Origin of the sequence: Sporosarcina sp. P26b, assembly GCF_002743245.1 — a bacterium.
Classification (GTDB): domain Bacteria; phylum Bacillota; class Bacilli; order Bacillales_A; family Planococcaceae; genus Sporosarcina; species Sporosarcina ureae_C.
In genome coordinates, this window is sequence record NZ_PDYW01000004.1 from 23,222 (window position 1) to 40,980 (window position 17,759).

The following is a 17,759-nucleotide window of genomic DNA, read 5'->3' on the forward strand; positions in this document are numbered from 1 at the left end:
GGTGTCCTGCATCATGAGTGAACAAAAATCAGAATTCGCTATTACTGGTATGACGTGTGCAGCTTGTGCTAATCGCATTGAAAAAGGTCTACAACGATTAGAAGGCGTATCTACTGCTAACGTGAATTTTGCGACAGAAAAAGCAGCTGTTACATTTGATTCCGAACAAATCGGATTAACTGACGTAGAAGAACGAATTCGCAAGCTAGGTTATGATGTGCTGATGGAAGAGGTAAATCTTAATATTAGTGGCATGACATGCGCGGCTTGTTCCGCACGGATTGAAAAAGTATTGTCACGTACGTCTGGCATTCAATCCGCTTCCGTCAACTTAGCACTTGAAACAGCTCATGTAAGCTATGACCCTGCCGCTTTAGATTTGACGGATATTTTACAAAAGATAAAAAAGATCGGTTATGAAGCGGCACCTCGTTCAGAGGAATCCGCTGAACAAACTGATCATCGGCAGAAAGAGATAGATGAAAAGACGCGCAAGCTGATTATTTCCGCTATCCTGTCCTTGCCGCTTTTGTGGACGATGTTCGCACACTTTTCCTTCACTTCTTGGATGTATGTGCCGGAAATATTTATGAACCCTTATTTCCAATGGGCATTAGCTACACCCGTACAGTTTTGGATTGGGGCTACGTTCTATAAAGGCGCGTATGCTGCGCTACGTAATGGCAGTGCCAATATGGACGTACTGGTTGTACTCGGTACGTCTGCCGCCTATTTCTATTCGGTCTATCTTGTATTGACCGGTTTTGCACTAGAACATGGGTTGTATTTCGAAACAAGTGCCGTGTTAATCACATTGATTTTATTAGGTAAAGTATTCGAAGCACGCGCTAAAGGTCGTTCATCAGATGCAATAAAAAATCTGATGAAGTTGCAACCACAAGTGGCTATTTTAGAACGCGATGGTGAAGTCATCGAAATACCTATTCACGAAGTAGCTCACGGAGATATTCTAGTTATTCGTCCTGGAGCTTCTATTCCAGTGGACGGAATTATCTTGTCAGGAGCTTCCGCAGTGGATGAGTCGATGCTAACAGGCGAAAGCTTACCTGTTGACAAACAAAACGGTGATGAAGTATTCGCCGCTACAGTGAATGCTAACGGTTCATTACGCGTAGAAGCATCGAACGTAGGTAAAGACACGATGCTATCAACGATCATTCGGGTCGTAGAAGAAGCACAAGGATCAAAAGCACCCATCCAACGACTGGCTGACCGAATTTCCGGCGTGTTTGTACCTGTCGTTGTCGGAATTGCGATCATTACGTTTCTCATCTGGTATTTCGTAGTCGCACCTGGTGATTTCGAAGCTTCTCTAACAAGCATGATTGCCGTACTGGTCATCGCATGTCCGTGTGCACTAGGTCTCGCTACTCCTACTTCTATAATGGCTGGTTCAGGACGAGCTGCAGAAGAAGGCGTGTTATTTAAAACAGCTGAAGCAATGGAGCAGACCCGTTCTATTGATACGATTGTATTCGATAAAACAGGTACGATCACAAAAGGTCTTCCAGAACTGACAGATTTCCATATTCGCGATGAAAAACAGCGACTGTCTTTGTTATCACTTGCTGCGGCTTCCGAAAGTGACTCTGAGCACCCTGTTGCAAAAGCTATTACATCTTATGGATTGGAGCAACTTTCTACATTACCAACGATTGATTCATTCGAAGCGATTCCAGGTTACGGAATTCGTACAGTGATTGATGGACAGACTGTTTTACTCGGTACAAAGAATCTACTCTCTCGCTATGATGTGGATTTTGATCCGACAATTGCTTCTGTAGAACAAATGGAAGGCGATGGAAAGACGGTTATGTTCATGGCGTTAGACGGTGTACATGAAGCGGTCATTGCCGTTGCTGATACGATAAAGGAAACATCTAGTCAGGCCATTGCTGAGCTACGGGCTATGGGTCTCGATGTCATCATGTTGACTGGCGATCAGCAAATGACGGCACAGGCTATTGCGAATACGGCTGGAATCGATCATGTAATTGCAGGCGTATTGCCGGACCGTAAAGCAGAAGTCATTCGTTCGTTACAGGCTGAAGGAAAGCGTGTCGCGATGGTCGGTGACGGTATTAACGATGCACCTGCCCTCGCAGTTGCCGATATCGGTATGGCGATGGGTACTGGAACAGCGGTCGCGATGGAAGCGGCTGACGTGACGTTGATGCATGGTGATTTATTGCGCGTTGTGGATACAGTGAAGATGAGTGGGTTGACGGTCCGGAACATTAAGCAGAACTTGTTCTGGGCACTTGCGTATAACTCGATCGGCATTCCAATTGCCGCAGCCGGTCTGCTAGCACCATGGCTAGCAGGCGCTGCGATGGCATTCAGTTCGGTGTCAGTCGTGTTGAACGCCTTACGTCTACAGCGTGTGAAGTTGCATTAAAATTATTAGGCTACCCCAGAAGTCGGAACATACGACTTTCTGGGGTAGTCTTTTTTGTTTTTGAAGTGAAGGTTAAATAAGCTAAACAGATAGGCTGGCAGGAGTGTTGGGGTGGGGATTTGTAATGTAAATAGATGATACCTTTTGTTGCTCATTAAAATAAGTATTGTAATCGATTTTGAACTGTAGAACTTGAATCTAAAGAAGTTAAAACAAAACAATAATTCACACACTACCTACAGTGAGTGATCTAAGTACCTGCACTATAAAAGTAGGATGGAAGCGGAAGTTGGGGGCGAAGTGCAAAGATGTGCTCCTAACGCTGCGCTTTTACTCGCAAAAGCCGTTCTTCGTTACGGCTCTTCCCCGCAGGATCAGCCCGATCAGGTGAGACAACTAAGAGAGCGCAGCGAACAGTTGGCTCACCGCGGGCCCATGGGAAAGCGTCCCCCAACTGGAGCTTCCATCCCGAACCACTCACAAACTCACTCACTACTCCTAAGACTTTGACTTTGACTTTGACTTTGACTTTGAATTTGAATTTGAATTTGACTTTAAATATTTCAAAAACCATCTACAATCTGCTTCCGTCCCCTCACGTATACCAATTCCCTCACTCCTACTTGAACGCTCCCCCTTTTCATCGTACGATAAGAAAGAAACTATTCAGACAGAAAGCAGGTTACATATGAAGAAAACGATCTTATTATTGATGTCCGTCCAGTTCTTCGTTTACCTCGGATTCGGCATCATCATCCCTATTTTACCCGAAGTCATCCTAGCTGAAGGCTTTTCAGAAGTGCATGTCGGTGGTCTGCTGACGATCTATGCCTTGTCCTCATTCTTCACCGCGCCATTATGGGGCGCGCTGTCTGATCGTACAGGTAGAAAAAAACTGATAATGATCGGCTTGCTCGGTTTTAGCGTAAGCTTCTTCTTATTCGCAGCGTTTATGCACCATATAGTTCTGCTCTATGTTTCGCGCGTAGTAGGAGGTATCTTCTCAGGTGCGTTATATACCGCAGTGACTGGGTTTGTTGCTGATATCACGACAGAAGAGAATCGGAATAAGTACATGGGTCTACTCGGCATGTCAATCGGTCTCGGATTCATTTTCGGACCAGCAATTGGGGGTATTCTTGGTGACGTCCATTTACAACTACCATTCTTCGCTTCCGGTTCATTGACTCTGCTATTAACCGTGTACGCTATGATTATCCTCAAAGAGCCTGACCGTCATAGTGAAGGGAATAAACGAGCTATTATCCCAAAAGGTGCTTCTACCTTATGGACGTATCGTATTCGCTATCTATTCATCACATCATTCATCATCACGTTTTTACTTGCTGGCGTCGAAGCGACATTCCAGCTGTTTCAAATCGATAAAATTCAAATTACACCATTGCAACTTGGCTATTTATTTATGGCAAGTGGTCTTGTGGATGCCGCCATTCAAGGTGGTGTGGTACGACGGGTGAAGAATGGTACAGAAACTTCGTGGATTATTGTCGCGCAAGTCGTTACAGCAATCGGCCTAATACTCATTCCATTTTCCACGAGTTTACTATGGGCAGGTTTTGCAATGAGTGTATTCACTGCCGGTAACGCGCTTGTCAGAACAGTACTCGTGTCACTCACAACTAAAGAATCGGGCGGTATGTATGGAACTGCCGCGGGTCTCTCCTACTCTATGGATAATATGGGGCGAATTATTGGTCCGTTGTTATTTACATGGGTATTCACCTTGCAAGCAGGTAATATGTACTTTATTTCTGCAATTATCGCCTTACTCTCTATAATCTTAGTATTTATTTTCCGTAAATCAACACGGTCTTTACGAAGCACTGCAGAACCTGCTGCTTGATACCATACGGATGGAATTTTATCTTGCTATGTAAACAGGTTATTTTTTCACAACTCCGTTATACTAAAGGAATAGTATATATCCCGTGGGAGGAAGCTTATGACGCAAGTGATTAGTTTGATTATCACAAGTACGTTGGTTATTAATATATTTCTAGCGGTCGCTTTGATATTTTTAGAGCGTCGAGATCCTACCAGTACTTGGGCATGGCTTCTCGTGCTATTCTTTATTCCAATTTTAGGCTTTGTTATTTATTTATTACTCGGTCGACAATTGCGACAGAAGCACTTATTCCGCTGGGAAGGCAGGAATAAAATCGGTATTGAAAAGCTGATTAATTATCAACTTGAGGCAATAGAAAATGAAACATTCGAGTTTCTAAAGACCGATACAGAAGAATATGGCGATATGATCTATTTGCATTTACGCAATAATCATTCCGTACTAACACAGGATAATGATGTGCAGATATTCACAGACGGTCAAGAGAAGTTTGAAGCACTACTCGAGGACTTGGAACACGCTCGTGATCATATCCATATTCAGTATTATATTTTCCGTCTCGACGGAATAGGGAAACGAATTGAAGAGCTTCTAATCCGTAAAGCGAAATCTGGCGTGAAAGTACGGATGTTGTTTGATGATATTGGCTCACGTGGTTTGCATGTGAGGCACTTTCGGGAATTAATTACTAGTGGTGGTGAAGTTGCTGCATTTTTCCCTGCCTTGCTACCACTGATCAATCCACGTTTAAACTACCGGAATCACCGAAAAATCGTTATTATTGACGGAAGAATCGGATACATCGGTGGTTTTAACGTCGGCGATGAATATTTAGGACTCAGCAAAAAGTTCGGTTATTGGCGCGATACACATCTTCGTATTGAAGGAAGTGCAGTTCATCCCTTACAGACGCGCTTTATACTCGATTGGAACCAGGCATCACCGAGAACAAATATTCAGTATGATGAACGATTCTTCCCTGCCATTCCCCGTAAAGGAACTGTAGGAATGCAGATTGTATCTAGTGGACCCGATTCCGAGTGGGAAGATATTAAAGATGGCTATTTGAAGATGATATTCTTGGCGAAAGACTATATCTACATTCAGACGCCTTATTTTATTCCTGACACAAGTATGTTGGACGCTCTTCGCATTGCATGTTTATCAGGTGTGGACGTTCGGATCATGATCCCTAATAAGCCGGATCACATGTTTGTCTACTGGGCGACCTATTCGAATATCGGACTGTTACTAAAAGCTGGAGCGAGAGTATACATTTATGAAAATGGCTTTATCCACGCCAAGCAAATTGTAGTAGATGATCAAGTATCGTCTGTCGGAACAGCGAATATTGATGTTCGCAGTTTCCGCTTGAACTTCGAAGTGAATGCTTTTATTTATGACCGGGAAAAATCTCATGAGTTGGCGGAGATTTTCGAGGAGGATATTCAGAATTCAACCGAGTTAACACTAGATGCGTATTTGGAGCGTGAGCGATTGATCAAAGTTAAAGAATCGATTTCCCGCTTACTTTCTCCAATCTTATAAAAACAGCCGACAGAGAATATATCTTCTGTCGGCTGTTTTTATCGTACTTCTAAATATTCTTCCAATGTAATGTTACGTTTGAATATTTGTTCCGCCATGTCTTTTCCAACATAACGATAATGCCAGGATTCATGCATGTAGCCAGTCATTTCTTCTTTTCCTTCAGGATAACGAAGGATAAATCCATATTGATGAGCGTTAGCAGCGAGCCACTTAGCCGCTTCTGTATCTCCAAACGAATTCGACGCCCAATGTTTTTCATGATTCACTTCCCCGATATCAAACGCAAGCCCTGTCTGATGCTCTGAATAGCCTGGACGCGCACTATACCGGTCGGCTGCTTCCTGTCCGTCTCTTTCTACATATCGGTTATATAAAGTCACTTGATAGTCATACGAACGATAGGTACTGAACGCTTGCAAATTAATACCAGATGTTAAAGCTGAAGCCGCTAATTCATTGAATGCCTCTCTCGCTTCTTCGCTTTCTCCAGGTGCGTAATCTTCCGGTAGAGGATATTGTTTATTAGCAAGTAAAACGCCATGTATAAGCATCGGTTCTTTAGGTAATTTCTGTCCTTTGATATAGCTAGTCGGGTTAGAAGGTTTCACTGGTTTTTGAGGTACCGCTTTTTCCACGGACGTTTCTTCTTGAGTTTCATTGATCAATGGCTTATCTACGTCACGAAGTCGTTCTTCACTCGGTAAAGGAGCTTTTTCTTCGTCATGACGTTCTGTTGTATCCGTTAGGCTAGAATCCACTGACTCTTCTATTTCTTGAAAGTCGGTAGATGATTCTGTTTCACTTTGAATACTATCTAGCGCCTTCTCCACACTCCATTCATTCGTCCCAATCCATATCACACTACCCGCAAGGATAATGAAGATCAAAATGATACCTCCATCTATCCATTTATTTTTCCTCTTACGCTTTTTATCGTCTCTATTGTTTCTCATACAATACCTGCTTTCTTTCTGAAACGCTTATTAAATATCTACTCTCTTTTTAATATAGCGTAAGCTTTGTTTCAAACTATGTATTCTAGTGTATCATTATTTTTCTTTTTCGTCTGTCTATGATAATATTTACCTAACTTAAGATTCAGCTATTATTGTGAGGTATTGCATTTGAATAATCAACGTTGGCTCTCTATGAGCTTTTTTGTGTTTTTCTTTACGTGGGGCATCTTCTTACCTTATTGGACAGGTTGGTTGACTTCAGCAAAAGGCTTAACGGTGACGCAGGCTAGCATTGTTATGGGGGCCGGTATGATTGCTAGATCCTTTTCAACGTTTTTTCTATTTCCATACGCCATGCGAAACTTGTCACTTTTGCGCGTTATACGCTGGACTACGCTATTATCATTCATTGTCGCGCTAGCTTATCTTCCGGAAAGTCCATTTTCGGTGTTATTTGGTTTGACGGTTTTGTTCAGTGCTGTATATCCTATTATCCTTCCAGGCGTGGAAAGTGGTGCTTCCTTATTGATGCAACATGAACGCATTCATTATGGGAAGAGCCGTTCATTCGGTTCGATCGGCTACACTGTCGCACTACTATTAATCGGTTCTGTAACAGCTATCTGGAACGAGCAAGCCATTTTATATATGATGATCATCGGACTCGGTATGGCATTGCTATTTTTCTATCAACAGGCTCCGGAAGTGGTCCAACAATCGCCTGTTGCAAAATCGACTGCACAAAAAGGACAATTACGCGCTCTGTTTGCTGATAGACCTTTTGTTATCGTGCTATGTATTGCGATTTTACTACAAGGCGCGCATGCTTCCTATTACAACTATGGTTTTATCTTTTTAGATGACATGGGTATCAACGGGTTTTATATCGGAGTTATACTCAATATTGCTGTATTGTTTGAAATTATATTTTTCACACAGGCCGACCATCTTCTGGTCGGAGTCAAGACATCCACTATTTTTTTAATGGCCGCGACAGGTTCTACAATTCGTTGGATTTCCATCTTCTTATTTCCTGTAGCAAGCGTATTTATCGCAACGCAGGTGCTCCACTCCGTATCATTCGGCATGGCACATTTTGCATTCGTTCAATATATCTCAAAAAACGTACCGAATTATCTAATCGCTTCTGCCCAAGGCATCTATGCTGCAGTCGCAATGAGTCTAAGCATAGCGATTCTGACATTCCCCGCAGGTTATCTATACGATCAGTCACCACGCTTTGCATTTCTTAGTATGGCGGCTTGTTCTATTGCTGCTTTAATTTTAATTTTATGGACGAGACAGCGCATTTCTCATAAAAATGACTAAAAGGAAAGACCGCAATTATATGCGACCTTTCCTTTTTTCAAACTAACAAAATATACGCCAGTGTAGCAAGTGATGCTATCCCGAAAAACAACGCCATCCAAAGCATCCATTTCGCTTCGCGCAGCAGACCTTGATTTCTATACATAAAGGTTCGTGCGGTATTTGTGAAAGTAAACATTATCAACATGAACAAAATGGCAAACTCCAAATTCAGCTTGATGATAAAGTACAGTGCTGCGGCAGCAGAGGCTGTAATGGCCAAGCCCATGATCCATTTCAATTTCATGCGACTCTTCCTCTCTATTGTTAGAAACAAAAAAAGCTGGTATACACCAGCTCTTCTGTATCTTACTTTTCTTCAATGACTGCTGGCTTTACTTCTTTAAAATAAAATTTACGTCCAAGATACGTCTGGAAAATTAACAGTAATCCCCCGACTGCCCAATAAAGTGGCAATGCAGCCATCACAGTATACGAGATGAACATAATCATAATTGGAGACATGTAAATGAATAACTTCATTTGTTTCTGTTGTTGCTCAGGCATTGTCCATAATGATACGCGCGCCTGCACAAAGTATACAGCACCGGCTACTAACATCATGATGATATCCGGTTCGCCTAGTTTGAACCACAAGAATTCATGGTTTTTCACTTCAGGTGGTGCGTAAAGAATGGCGAAATACAAGCCCATAATGATTGGCATTTGAATCACAAGTGGTAAACAACCCATATTTAATGGATTGACGCCATGCTTGGAATACAGTCCCATCATTTCCTGCTGGAGCTTCATTTGCTCTTCTTTGTCGTTGGATTCTTTAGATATTTTCATTCGTTTTTGGATGTCATCCATTTCTGGCTTTAATCCATCCATCTTTACTTTCATCTCTTGTTGAGCTTTATAGTTCTTTAACATCAATGGCATCAAAACTAGACGAATTGCTACAGTAATCAGTATAATTGCAAAACCATAATTACCATTGAAAGCTTCACCTAGATAATGAAGTAACCAATCCATCGGCCTAACAAACGTACTGTAAAAAATACCTGTTTTGTTTTCCACACCAGAACAACCGCTCAAAAACACAGCAGTAATTGCCAATAAACTTACAAGCCCTATTCTTTTCTTCAATGATTTCACCTACGCTATCTCAAACTAATGAAAAGTATACAGCAAACAGCGATAAATTTACAGTGAATCACCTTTATTTATAGTAAAACGAAAGTAATTTCCGTCCAGATCCTTACGAAAGCGTCTAGGAGTTAACCCCGTATACTTTTTAAAGACACGTGTAAAATAACTTTGGTTACAAAAATGAAATCTTTCCGCTATTTCCGCTATTTTTTGATCAGAAAACCGCAAATAATACTGTACTTCTTCTATTTTACGAATTGTAATGTATTCAACGAGCGTAACTGAAGTATATTCTCGGAATATGCGGGAAAGGTGACTAGTACTCACATTAAAACGCTTGGCAATGTCTTCAACAATCAATTGCTTTTCAACATTTTTATTAATATATTGAATCACTTCATTAACTGTTTCATGTGAAAGAGAGGGTTTTACTCTTTCTTTCAAGATGTAACAGTAAAACTCGATTAGTTCATCACCGATTTCCTTCATATTGTCTTCATGCAAATTGTTTTCAATCATTTCGATACAAGCTGTGCTGAATGTAAAAGCATTTTCATCAGTTAAAATACACTCAGTTTGTAACCGTCTAGTGACAAGGGAAGAGATGATGATAAAATAGTATTTCACGACTATAAATGTAAATCCAGGCGTATTCTTGTATAAATCATCTTGAATTTCCTTAAGAGTAGAACGTGCATTGTCTTTCTCTAAGTTGAAGATTTGTGTGAGGAGTTCTTTTTCCAGATTAAAAATCGACTTTGCCTTTTTTGTGCTCCTCTCTTCTTCAATTGCATTAATCAATTCCAGATTAGAACCTTCTGTCTTTTGGCCAGTCATGAGTCTCACCCCACTCATTCTCTCTGTATACATCTAACTATGCTGGGCACATTACTATATGTATATCATTTTACCTTATTCTCCAAGATTATCTACCTCATCTGCATTTAACGCTATATATGTATTAAAGCGCCCCTTAATAAGGGACGCTTTTAGTATTTTATTCTTATTTAACTTAATTGGTTTTATTGTCTTTTTCTGCTTCTTTAGTTGTTTCATCTTTATTGTATAGGGGCTTATTATCTTGAGCATCTTCATTTTTCTTATAAAGACCATCTTTTTTTGATGCCTTTTTATCTGGATCTTGTACTTCTTGGTTGTAATAATGAACACTTGTCTGTGCTCCCTCGGAGACCATGTTGTTGTCGCCTAAATCCGTTGGGTCTGAATAACCCATTTTTTCAGTCGCTTGATCAACCAGCTTATTGTTATTAACGAAAGTATCTACTTTTTCTTTTAGCATACCTACTGTTTCCATTGCCTTATCACGATTTTCTTTTTTACTGAAATATGCGTACGCACCAGCTGCAAGTGTTGCGAATAATAATCCATTTGATTTTTTAGCCATATTTACCATCCTCCGTCGTTATACTATTAGTAATTTTCTACTTACTGCTTAATATACCCCATGAACGTACTTTCAAACGTCTTCAATATGGTTAGTTATTTAGTTATCGTAGATCTAAGTTGTATATGTCTTTTCTATGTCAATTCAATAATCGAAGTATATGGGGCCGTTTTTTAAGTCGTCAACAGAGTAGTCCTCACTCTTACGGCATAGTAGTTTTGTAAAGCGTAATTTGTTATACTATGTAGAAAGAGAACTAGAGGTGAGATCACTATGATTCGTAAAATGACAGTAGAAGATATTCAAGATGTTCAACAGATTGCACTTACGTCTTGGCAACATACATTTCAAGAACATATACCTGAAGAAGTGATCGAGGTGTTTATTGAACGAACCTATTCCGACTTAATGCTGAAGAAGCAATTAGAAAAAACGATGGTATTGCTTGCGATAGATGATCAGGGCAAGTCGATTGGATATTTAAGTTATACTCCGATTGATGTAGACGGTGAAAGTGAACTGACAGCACTTCATATGCTTCCAGAATATTTGAATAGCGGGCATGAGGAAGCGTTGTTAAAAGAGGCGCTAGGTACGTTGCAGGAAGCTGTAAATATAGATGTGTATGTGGATCAGAATGATATGGCGCTTCAAGATTTCTATGCTAAACAGGGATTTAGATTTGTCGAGTCATTTCCGGAGTTGTTTGAAGGTATTGCTGTGAATACTCTTCATTATTCATTGCCTATTACGCAACCTGCACATACTTAAAATAATGTGCTGAAAGTGTTTTCTCCAAGCGCTGAGAGAGAAGCAATTTAAAAGATATAACAAAGACCCTTTTCTATAGGAAAAGGGTCTTTGTTTATAAATATTTAGCTCATCCAATTGGACTGTGTTGAGACATATTCGTCAGGTGAAGGTCCTGGTGCCATCGGGGGTTTCTTTGTGAAGCAAAGAATGGCCGCGATATAGAGTAGGATGGATGGTAAGGATAGAATTCCACCTAGTAAACCTGCAATAATGAATAATATTCCCGCTGTTTTCGGACTTTTATTATTCCAAACTTTCACTAATCCGATAATGTTCAATACTAACCCTATAAACGCTACTGCTACTAAAACCCAAATGACGGTGGAAAATGAGCCCATGAACGACATGAACATATCCACTTCGTCTGTGTTTAATACACCTTCATTCACTATTTCCATTCGAAACTCTTCCATGAATGTCGGATCCGTGCTTGCCATATTCCAAAAGAATGCAATTAGCGCGGTACCTACAACACTCAATGTTAATAATATCAATGATATGATACCGAGTATGCGCTCTGCTGTACGATTAATCATTCCACATCACCCTCTTCTGCTAATTTGTTTCTCTATTACTTATACGCGAGTAAAGCGAGAAAAGTTTCAAAAAGTGATGTGGAACATTCATCACGTATCTATTCCATCACAATACTTATGCTTTCACGTCGTTGTATTCATCACTTCGATCAAATGCATTCACTACGTATGAGCAGACCGCTTTCATCTTCAATCCTTTATCACGTGCATTATCAGCTGCTTGGTCAAGTAGTTTTTTTGCAACCCCTTGACCACGCAAGGATTCGTCTGTATACGTATGTGTCATCGTCATAATACCATTCTCTTCAGACCATTCGATTTCGGCTTTTACTTCGCCAGCTACTTTATACTGATACGCGTATTTAGTGCCGCCTAACTCCGCAAGCTCAAAATCAATACCTTCACGCTGTTCATTGTTTTTGTTTTCACTCATGCAGATCTCTCCTTTGTAGTTGTACTTCTACCCTATAACGTACCACAATGGCATCTTAACTAAACAAAGATTTGAGCGAATCCGCCATATTTCTGAAAAATTCTTTTACCTTCTCCCAGAAGCTCGGATCGATATCACCTAACTTATCTTTGATTTTCAAGGCCATATCGGACAGTTGTTCATTCAGCTTCGTGAAGTCGATGTCTAGTTTCGAAATTCGATCCATTAAATCGATTAACAATTGGCGATCTGCATCATTCAATTCGATATTAAATTTCTTTAATTGGTCTTGGACAATCTGTTCTACGTCTTCTTTGGTCGCAGGCTTCTGTTCTGAAATCTGCTTTTTGATTTCCGTCAGCAACTTAGCAACTTCGTCTTGATCGACACCTGCTTTTTCTGAAAGCTTTGTCGCCAAACTCAATTCATCATTTGCTACATCGGTACGCTCCGTATCCAGAACCTCTCCAGATACTTCATACGCCTTGTAGATTCCAACAAGAGCTGAGTGGCCTGTTACTTTTTTGGGAGCCGCTACTTCTACGACCGCATCTTCTATACCTGCTGTTAACATTGCAGTTGCATACATATCCGCTGTTACTTGTGTAATATTGTCTGGTGTTACAATATTGATGACAATACCTTCACCTTCTTCTTGTCTGGTGATTTTCGCAGAAGAATACATACGCGCATTGCGGTCGCCGCCAGGAATGTATTTAATTAAATCATTGCCGTCCACTGACAGCTCTTCCACTTCAGCTTCCTCAGCCACTTTTAGACTTTCTTTAACACTCGCTTTTTCATCATCCGATAAATTAGCACCATACACTACAATTGGAACTCCAAGTTTTTCATTAATGACATCATCCGCTGAAACAGCAGAGGGCGCTATGATTGCAACCATCATCATGAAAGCCAATAGAGAGGCTAATCCTCTTTTCATACAGTCACTCCTCCTTGTTCTATATGTATAGATACGTTGAGGTTCATGGAAAAGTTGCGTTTGTTACACTATTAAAGTCGTCCAGCCATCTTGTTGTGTAATTCTTCGCTCTCTCATCAACGTGCCTAATGCCCGTTTGAAAGCACCTTTACTCATCTGGAACATCTCTTCGATTTCTTCAGGAGTAGATTTATCGGTAAATGGCATTTTACCACCTGATTGTTGTAAGTACGCTAGTATTTGCTCTCCATCTGTTTGCAAGCGATCTTGTTTTCTCGGCAACAATGAACCATTCATCGTTCCATCTTCATGGACATCGATAATACGAACATCTACTTCTTCGCCTAATCTAGGTTCTTCTTTACGCTCTGTCTCGTGAACAAAAATACGTTGTATATCTTCCGTCAACAAGAATGTGCCGATTGGCAACAAGCGGTAAGCTCTTGCTTTAACATTCTGATTGTACATGTCTGATTCCGCCATAGTATAGTGCTCCAGAATTCTTTCTTCTGTAACTAGACGTCCGAATAAATTACCGCCAGGATCTGTGCGAAGCGTCATATACAATTCGTCGCCCGGCTGTGGCCATAATTCTTTAATCTGCGGGAAGTCGGCCCGATTGATCAGTACTTCAAATGATGCACCAATATCTACATAAACCCCTTCACTTCTTTCCAAACGAATAACTTTCGCCCATCCGAATGAATTCATCGTAACTGTTGGTATTTGTGCAGTGCCGGTCAGTTCGCCTCTTCTATTGATATAAAGAAAGACTTCAATGGTCGATCGTTCTTGTGCATCGGGCGCTTCAGATTCATTCATATAAATCTCTTCTCCAGCAGCGTCCAATACAAAGCGCGAACCTTCTTTGCGAAGGATTTCAAGTGTTGCAAGTGTACCTGGTTGTAATAATGTCATATGGATAGTCCTCTCTAGAGTGCTTTACTTTTTAGTTTTTTCACGAATTCAGGATCAGACTCGAGTGTCTCCACCAAATCAGTAATGCGATCCATCGCATTCCAGCTTAGGTGATGTTCAATCCCTTCTACATCTCCGTAGATATTTTCTTCTTCCACGCCAATGATACGCAAAAATTGTTCTAGTAATTCATGGCGATGTACAAGTTTTTTACCAAAGCGTAAACCGCGATCAGTTAATGCCAATCCTCTGTAGCGCTCATAGTGCACGTAACCTTCACGATCAAGACGCTGAGCCATTTTCGTTACGGAGGACGGAAGGACAGAGAGTGCCTCTGCCACGTCGGACACACGCGCTTCTCCTCTTGCTTCTAGCTGCAAATAGATTTGTTCAATATAATCTTCCATACTGGGTGTAGCCAAACTATCGCCTCCTCATTTGACCGCCAACATCTACAAATTATTATCTTAAAAGTTTAAGATTTGAAAGCGTGGGTAAAATACTTATATAGCAAATAACAATGAAAAGGAGTTGATTCACTATGGGTCGTATATTATGGCTTGTTATTGTAGTACTAATAGCATTATGGGTAATTGGTTTAGTAGCGAATATTGGCGGTGGGTTAATCCACACACTTTTAGTAATTGCCGGCATTATCTTTGTTATTCAATTAATAACTGGAAGACGATCGGTATAGTGAAAACTACCGTATAGTGCTCCTTTTGTGATCAGGTAATTCTTGCGTATACACATGTGTTGCGTAAGCATTGCCCATTCGCAGAAGGGGCATTTTTGCGTAAAATACCTTCCAGTTCAAACCCAGTTCTCTTTGCTACTGCGCGACCTTTACTGTGATTCTCATCACAGAAGAATTCCACCCGTGCGGCCGATAAATCGGCAAACGCAAATCCCACAAGTTCTTTGAGTGCTTCCGTCATATACCCTCGACCTTCAAACTTTGTGTCCAACCAATATTCCACTTCAAATTTCCGAATACCCCAGTCGATTCTATGGAATCCTGCACAGCCAATAAACTCACCTGTTTCTCTTAAGAATAAGTGAAAGCTTAAAGACTTCCTGCCAATAAATTCTGAAACATACTGACGAACATATTCTTCTGTCGACTCAATTGTCATTTCTTTTTGTGCCCATTCAGTCCACTTTCGTAACGTAGGCATTGAATGCGAAACAGCACCCCAAACATCCATCGCGTCATTTAATTCAGGTGCTCGTATATATAACCGTTCAGATTGCATCTGCTCTCTAAAGCCGGGTATACTTTTTTCGAAACGCTCTCTGTCTTCCCAACGTACAGGAGTTGTCGTACCCGCCTCGTAATCTTCTCTCGTCATACCATAGGTTACCGCATCATAATACGTGTTTTCTTTCGGTAAGAACCATGCTTGACGCAAATGTGCTTCCTTTACAAAGCCTGCCCGTTCAAATGCTTTGCGCATTGCAGCATTGTCGTGGCGTGTATGTCCTTCAATACGAATCTTGTGCTCAGGTAACTCAAATACATACTGCGTGAGCTTTTTTAATGCACGAGAACCATATCCGTAGCCCCTGAAGTGATCAGCAATCCGAAGGTCGAATAAGGGGACATCTTCTTGTAAGTCATAGACTTTCACGATTCCCACTTTTTCATTTTCATTATTTTCAATCCAGAACGTTTTTACGTCATCAGATGCATAGCCGCCCTCTTCGATCGACTTTTCAAGTAACTCGCGACCAGGCTGACTAATATCATGGTAGGGCCATGAGTTTGTTGTCATAAACTGAATTAGTAAATCTTGTTCTTCTATTGTCCATTCTTGTAAACGCATTAAAACTCCTCCATCATGCCTGCCTGTATGCAAGCGCCACACGTGACGTTACATCGTTTGCTGGGCTTCAATTGCGTGTTCGTAAGCAATCTTCACCAGGTCTGCAACATGTTCATCTGCTAAAGAATAGTATACCATTTTTCCACGTCTTTCTGATTTGGCCAATGAATGATCCCGTAAATAACGTAAATGATGGGAAGCGGTAGCGGATGAAGATTGAATCACTGCCGCTACATCACAGACACACATTTCTGATTCCAAAGTCAGTGAATAAGCAATACGCAAACGTGTTTCATCAGCCAGTGCTTTGAATATTTGTACCATCTCGGTTACATCTGGAAGTTCTTTACGAATTTTACGAACAACATCTTCGTGCACAATCGTTACTTCACAGGCATCTTGGTTTACCACTTTTTCACCTCATTCAATAGACTGTAGATTACGGTCATTATATAGAATATTATTCAGAAAATCAATTTGATCAAATGGTCGTTTGAATCAATATTCTAATCATTTATCCGATCTTTCCCCGTGAATCTTTTCATATAATTCATCTTCTGTAGAAATATCCGCGAGCTTCACTTTCGACCGATACGCAGCACGAATAATTACATGCCCAGCTACCGGCGCTGTCAAAAAGACAAAGCCGATACCTAGAAGAAGACGTACACTTACAAAGTTTTCCGAGAAGAGAAAATAGATGAACGCGCCCGATAATGTCAATAACACGGCCAACGTTGAACTTTTCGTTGCAGCATGTGATCGAGTATAAACATCTGGCAAGCGAATCAAACCAAAGACACTCAACATACTGGCAACAGCGCCTGTCAAAATCAATAAAGCCCCTATAAATTCACCAATCCCGCTTACGTTCAACGATTTTCCCCCTCTCAATAAACTTGGAAAATGCAATGGTTCCGATAAAGGATAGAATACCAAGAATCAAAATCGCTTCCAAAAATGCTTTTGTATTTAAAATCACAGACACGACTGCAATCGTAGCAATCAAATTCACTCCAATGACATCGAGTGCTACGACGCGATCCGGCAGCGAAGGCCCTAGGATAATCCGGATGACGGCGACCAAAATAGTCAATGCGAATAGTATGACCGATATAGTAAGCATACCTGCTATCATCGTGTCACCTCCATAATCGCTTTCTCGAAATTCTTCAGTTGCTTAATCAATCCGGCACGAGACTCTTCGACATCCATTGCATGGATATATAATTCGTTGCCTTCAGGTGATACTTCCATCACAACCGAACCCGGTGTCAGAGTTAGCAACATGGACAGCACGGTCACTTCAACATCACTCGTCAAGATCGTCTCGTACTTAAAGATACCCGGCTTGATTTGCAATGTAGGTCTCATGATTTGGGAGATAACCACAAAACTTGATTGCGTTAGCTCTCTTATAAAGATCAACAAAAGCTTGCAAGCAGCGTATACTCTGCGTAAATAGAAATGGGTGCCAAAAAAACGACTCATGGCGAAAATGATTCCGAGTCCGACTAAAAAACCCATGAAAAACGTATTGAATCTCAGCTCGTCTTCATCCATTAATAACATCCATAAAAACGCAATGAATAAATTCAGCAGAAGTTGTATTGGCATGGCCATTTCTCC

At 40.9% G+C, this 17,759-nt stretch carries 21 protein-coding genes; 6 read left to right on the forward strand and 15 right to left on the reverse strand.

Annotated elements, in window-relative coordinates:
* The first annotated feature begins 13 nt into the window (after positions 1-13).
* From CSV69_RS05650 to cls, 3 genes are all read left to right on the forward strand, one after another.
* Positions 14-2,419, forward strand: a complete 2,406-nt coding sequence (locus tag CSV69_RS05650; protein ID WP_099692939.1) for a heavy metal translocating P-type ATPase — start codon at positions 14-16, stop codon at positions 2,417-2,419.
* A 688-nt stretch (positions 2,420-3,107) separates the two neighbouring features.
* Positions 3,108-4,283 carry an MFS transporter gene (locus tag CSV69_RS05660; RefSeq protein WP_099626186.1) on the forward strand — a complete coding sequence of 392 codons (1,176 nt, stop codon included), beginning with the start codon at positions 3,108-3,110 and terminating at the stop codon, positions 4,281-4,283.
* Positions 4,284-4,382: 99 nt separating this feature from the next.
* On the forward strand, positions 4,383-5,834 hold the full coding sequence (gene cls / locus CSV69_RS05665; protein WP_099626185.1) for a cardiolipin synthase: 1,452 nt from the start codon (positions 4,383-4,385) through the stop codon (positions 5,832-5,834).
* 38 nt (positions 5,835-5,872) lie between these two features.
* Here the strand turns inward: cls and CSV69_RS05670 are convergent, their stop codons facing one another.
* The gene (locus CSV69_RS05670; RefSeq protein WP_085427367.1) at positions 5,873-6,790 is read right to left on the reverse strand and encodes a M15 family metallopeptidase; all 918 of its coding nucleotides are present in this window, start codon (positions 6,788-6,790) and stop codon (positions 5,873-5,875) included.
* 171 nt (positions 6,791-6,961) lie between these two features.
* On the opposite strand from CSV69_RS05670, the gene CSV69_RS05675 reads away from it, so the two are divergent.
* Entirely contained in the window at positions 6,962-8,122 is a 1,161-nt protein-coding gene (locus CSV69_RS05675) for an MFS transporter (protein ID WP_099692941.1), read from the forward strand.
* Between the two features lie 37 nt (positions 8,123-8,159).
* Here CSV69_RS05675 and CSV69_RS05680 read toward each other — a convergent pair whose 3' ends face one another.
* From CSV69_RS05680 to CSV69_RS05695, 4 genes are all read right to left on the reverse strand, one after another.
* Entirely contained in the window at positions 8,160-8,408 is a 249-nt protein-coding gene (locus CSV69_RS05680) for a hypothetical protein (protein ID WP_085427369.1), read from the reverse strand.
* 62 nt (positions 8,409-8,470) lie between these two features.
* Positions 8,471-9,253 (reverse strand): membrane protein insertase YidC, encoded by a 783-nt coding sequence (gene yidC, locus CSV69_RS05685; protein ID WP_085427370.1) that lies wholly within the window; start codon positions 9,251-9,253, stop codon positions 8,471-8,473.
* A gap of 57 nt (positions 9,254-9,310) precedes the next feature.
* Entirely contained in the window at positions 9,311-10,126 is an 816-nt protein-coding gene (locus CSV69_RS17375) for a helix-turn-helix domain-containing protein (protein WP_099692942.1), read from the reverse strand.
* 142 nt (positions 10,127-10,268) lie between these two features.
* Positions 10,269-10,661: a hypothetical protein gene (locus tag CSV69_RS05695; protein WP_232319612.1), complete on the reverse strand. Its 393-nt coding sequence runs from the start codon at positions 10,659-10,661 to the stop codon at positions 10,269-10,271.
* A gap of 273 nt (positions 10,662-10,934) precedes the next feature.
* On the opposite strand from CSV69_RS05695, the gene CSV69_RS05700 reads away from it, so the two are divergent.
* A complete protein-coding gene (locus tag CSV69_RS05700) occupies positions 10,935-11,432 on the forward strand; it encodes a GNAT family N-acetyltransferase (RefSeq protein WP_099626182.1) in 498 nt (165 codons plus the stop codon).
* Between the two features lie 104 nt (positions 11,433-11,536).
* Here CSV69_RS05700 and CSV69_RS05705 read toward each other — a convergent pair whose 3' ends face one another.
* The 5 genes from CSV69_RS05705 to mntR all read right to left on the reverse strand — a co-directional run bounded on the left by CSV69_RS05705 (position 11,537) and on the right by mntR (position 14,726).
* Entirely contained in the window at positions 11,537-12,010 is a 474-nt protein-coding gene (locus CSV69_RS05705; RefSeq protein ID WP_099626251.1) for a DUF4064 domain-containing protein, read from the reverse strand.
* 115 nt (positions 12,011-12,125) lie between these two features.
* Positions 12,126-12,443, reverse strand: coding sequence for a GNAT family N-acetyltransferase (locus tag CSV69_RS05710; protein WP_233192332.1), 318 nt, complete (start codon positions 12,441-12,443; stop codon positions 12,126-12,128).
* Between the two features lie 55 nt (positions 12,444-12,498).
* Complete coding sequence (locus CSV69_RS05715; RefSeq protein ID WP_085427375.1) at positions 12,499-13,386, reverse strand: DUF1002 domain-containing protein; 888 nt, start codon at positions 13,384-13,386, stop codon at positions 12,499-12,501.
* Between the two features lie 63 nt (positions 13,387-13,449).
* On the reverse strand, positions 13,450-14,304 hold the full coding sequence (locus CSV69_RS05720) for a CvfB family protein (protein ID WP_085427376.1): 855 nt from the start codon (positions 14,302-14,304) through the stop codon (positions 13,450-13,452).
* Positions 14,305-14,318: 14 nt separating this feature from the next.
* Positions 14,319-14,726, reverse strand: a complete 408-nt coding sequence (gene mntR / locus CSV69_RS05725; protein WP_029054749.1) for a transcriptional regulator MntR — start codon at positions 14,724-14,726, stop codon at positions 14,319-14,321.
* Positions 14,727-14,845: 119 nt separating this feature from the next.
* On the opposite strand from mntR, the gene CSV69_RS16610 reads away from it, so the two are divergent.
* Positions 14,846-15,001, forward strand: coding sequence for a lmo0937 family membrane protein (locus CSV69_RS16610; protein ID WP_143560391.1), 156 nt, complete (start codon positions 14,846-14,848; stop codon positions 14,999-15,001).
* Positions 15,002-15,032: 31 nt separating this feature from the next.
* Here the strand turns inward: CSV69_RS16610 and CSV69_RS05730 are convergent, their stop codons facing one another.
* The 5 genes from CSV69_RS05730 to CSV69_RS05750 all read right to left on the reverse strand — a co-directional run bounded on the left by CSV69_RS05730 (position 15,033) and on the right by CSV69_RS05750 (position 17,747).
* On the reverse strand, positions 15,033-16,130 hold the full coding sequence (locus CSV69_RS05730; RefSeq protein WP_099692943.1) for a GNAT family N-acetyltransferase: 1,098 nt from the start codon (positions 16,128-16,130) through the stop codon (positions 15,033-15,035).
* Between the two features lie 48 nt (positions 16,131-16,178).
* On the reverse strand, positions 16,179-16,541 hold the full coding sequence (locus CSV69_RS05735) for an ArsR/SmtB family transcription factor (protein ID WP_232319613.1): 363 nt from the start codon (positions 16,539-16,541) through the stop codon (positions 16,179-16,181).
* 99 nt (positions 16,542-16,640) lie between these two features.
* Positions 16,641-17,006 carry a monovalent cation/H(+) antiporter subunit G gene (mnhG, locus tag CSV69_RS05740; RefSeq protein ID WP_085427378.1) on the reverse strand — a complete coding sequence of 122 codons (366 nt, stop codon included), beginning with the start codon at positions 17,004-17,006 and terminating at the stop codon, positions 16,641-16,643.
* Positions 16,984-17,268, reverse strand: a complete 285-nt coding sequence (locus CSV69_RS05745; RefSeq protein ID WP_085427379.1) for a Na(+)/H(+) antiporter subunit F1 — start codon at positions 17,266-17,268, stop codon at positions 16,984-16,986. Before CSV69_RS05745 ends, mnhG begins: the two co-directional genes overlap by 23 nt.
* A complete protein-coding gene (locus CSV69_RS05750) occupies positions 17,265-17,747 on the reverse strand; it encodes a Na+/H+ antiporter subunit E (RefSeq protein WP_085427380.1) in 483 nt (160 codons plus the stop codon). The genes CSV69_RS05745 and CSV69_RS05750 overlap by 4 nt, the downstream gene beginning before the upstream one ends.
* Between the last annotated feature and the right edge of the window lie 12 nt (positions 17,748-17,759).

What these genes read in the sequence shown, in the direction of transcription:
- CSV69_RS05650 (WP_099692939.1), top strand. Translation starts at nt 14, where the DNA reads ATGAGTGAACAAAAATCAGAATTCGCTATTACTGGTATGACGTGTGCA.
- CSV69_RS05660 (WP_099626186.1), top strand. Translation starts at nt 3,108, where the DNA reads ATGAAGAAAACGATCTTATTATTGATGTCCGTCCAGTTCTTCGTTTAC.
- cls (WP_099626185.1), top strand. Translation starts at nt 4,383, where the DNA reads ATGACGCAAGTGATTAGTTTGATTATCACAAGTACGTTGGTTATTAAT.
- CSV69_RS05670 (WP_085427367.1), bottom strand. Translation starts at nt 6,790, where the DNA reads ATGAGAAACAATAGAGACGATAAAAAGCGTAAGAGGAAAAATAAATGG.
- CSV69_RS05680 (WP_085427369.1), bottom strand. Translation starts at nt 8,408, where the DNA reads ATGAAATTGAAATGGATCATGGGCTTGGCCATTACAGCCTCTGCTGCC.
- CSV69_RS17375 (WP_099692942.1), bottom strand. Translation starts at nt 10,126, where the DNA reads ATGTATACAGAGAGAATGAGTGGGGTGAGACTCATGACTGGCCAAAAG.
- CSV69_RS05695 (WP_232319612.1), bottom strand. Translation starts at nt 10,661, where the DNA reads ATGGCTAAAAAATCAAATGGATTATTATTCGCAACACTTGCAGCTGGT.
- CSV69_RS05700 (WP_099626182.1), top strand. Translation starts at nt 10,935, where the DNA reads ATGATTCGTAAAATGACAGTAGAAGATATTCAAGATGTTCAACAGATT.
- CSV69_RS05705 (WP_099626251.1), bottom strand. Translation starts at nt 12,010, where the DNA reads ATGATTAATCGTACAGCAGAGCGCATACTCGGTATCATATCATTGATA.
- CSV69_RS05710 (WP_233192332.1), bottom strand. Translation starts at nt 12,443, where the DNA reads ATGAGTGAAAACAAAAACAATGAACAGCGTGAAGGTATTGATTTTGAG.
- CSV69_RS05715 (WP_085427375.1), bottom strand. Translation starts at nt 13,386, where the DNA reads ATGAAAAGAGGATTAGCCTCTCTATTGGCTTTCATGATGATGGTTGCA.
- CSV69_RS05720 (WP_085427376.1), bottom strand. Translation starts at nt 14,304, where the DNA reads ATGACATTATTACAACCAGGTACACTTGCAACACTTGAAATCCTTCGC.
- CSV69_RS16610 (WP_143560391.1), top strand. Translation starts at nt 14,846, where the DNA reads ATGGGTCGTATATTATGGCTTGTTATTGTAGTACTAATAGCATTATGG.
- CSV69_RS05730 (WP_099692943.1), bottom strand. Translation starts at nt 16,130, where the DNA reads ATGCGTTTACAAGAATGGACAATAGAAGAACAAGATTTACTAATTCAG.
- CSV69_RS05745 (WP_085427379.1), bottom strand. Translation starts at nt 17,268, where the DNA reads ATGATAGCAGGTATGCTTACTATATCGGTCATACTATTCGCATTGACT.
- CSV69_RS05750 (WP_085427380.1), bottom strand. Translation starts at nt 17,747, where the DNA reads ATGCCAATACAACTTCTGCTGAATTTATTCATTGCGTTTTTATGGATG.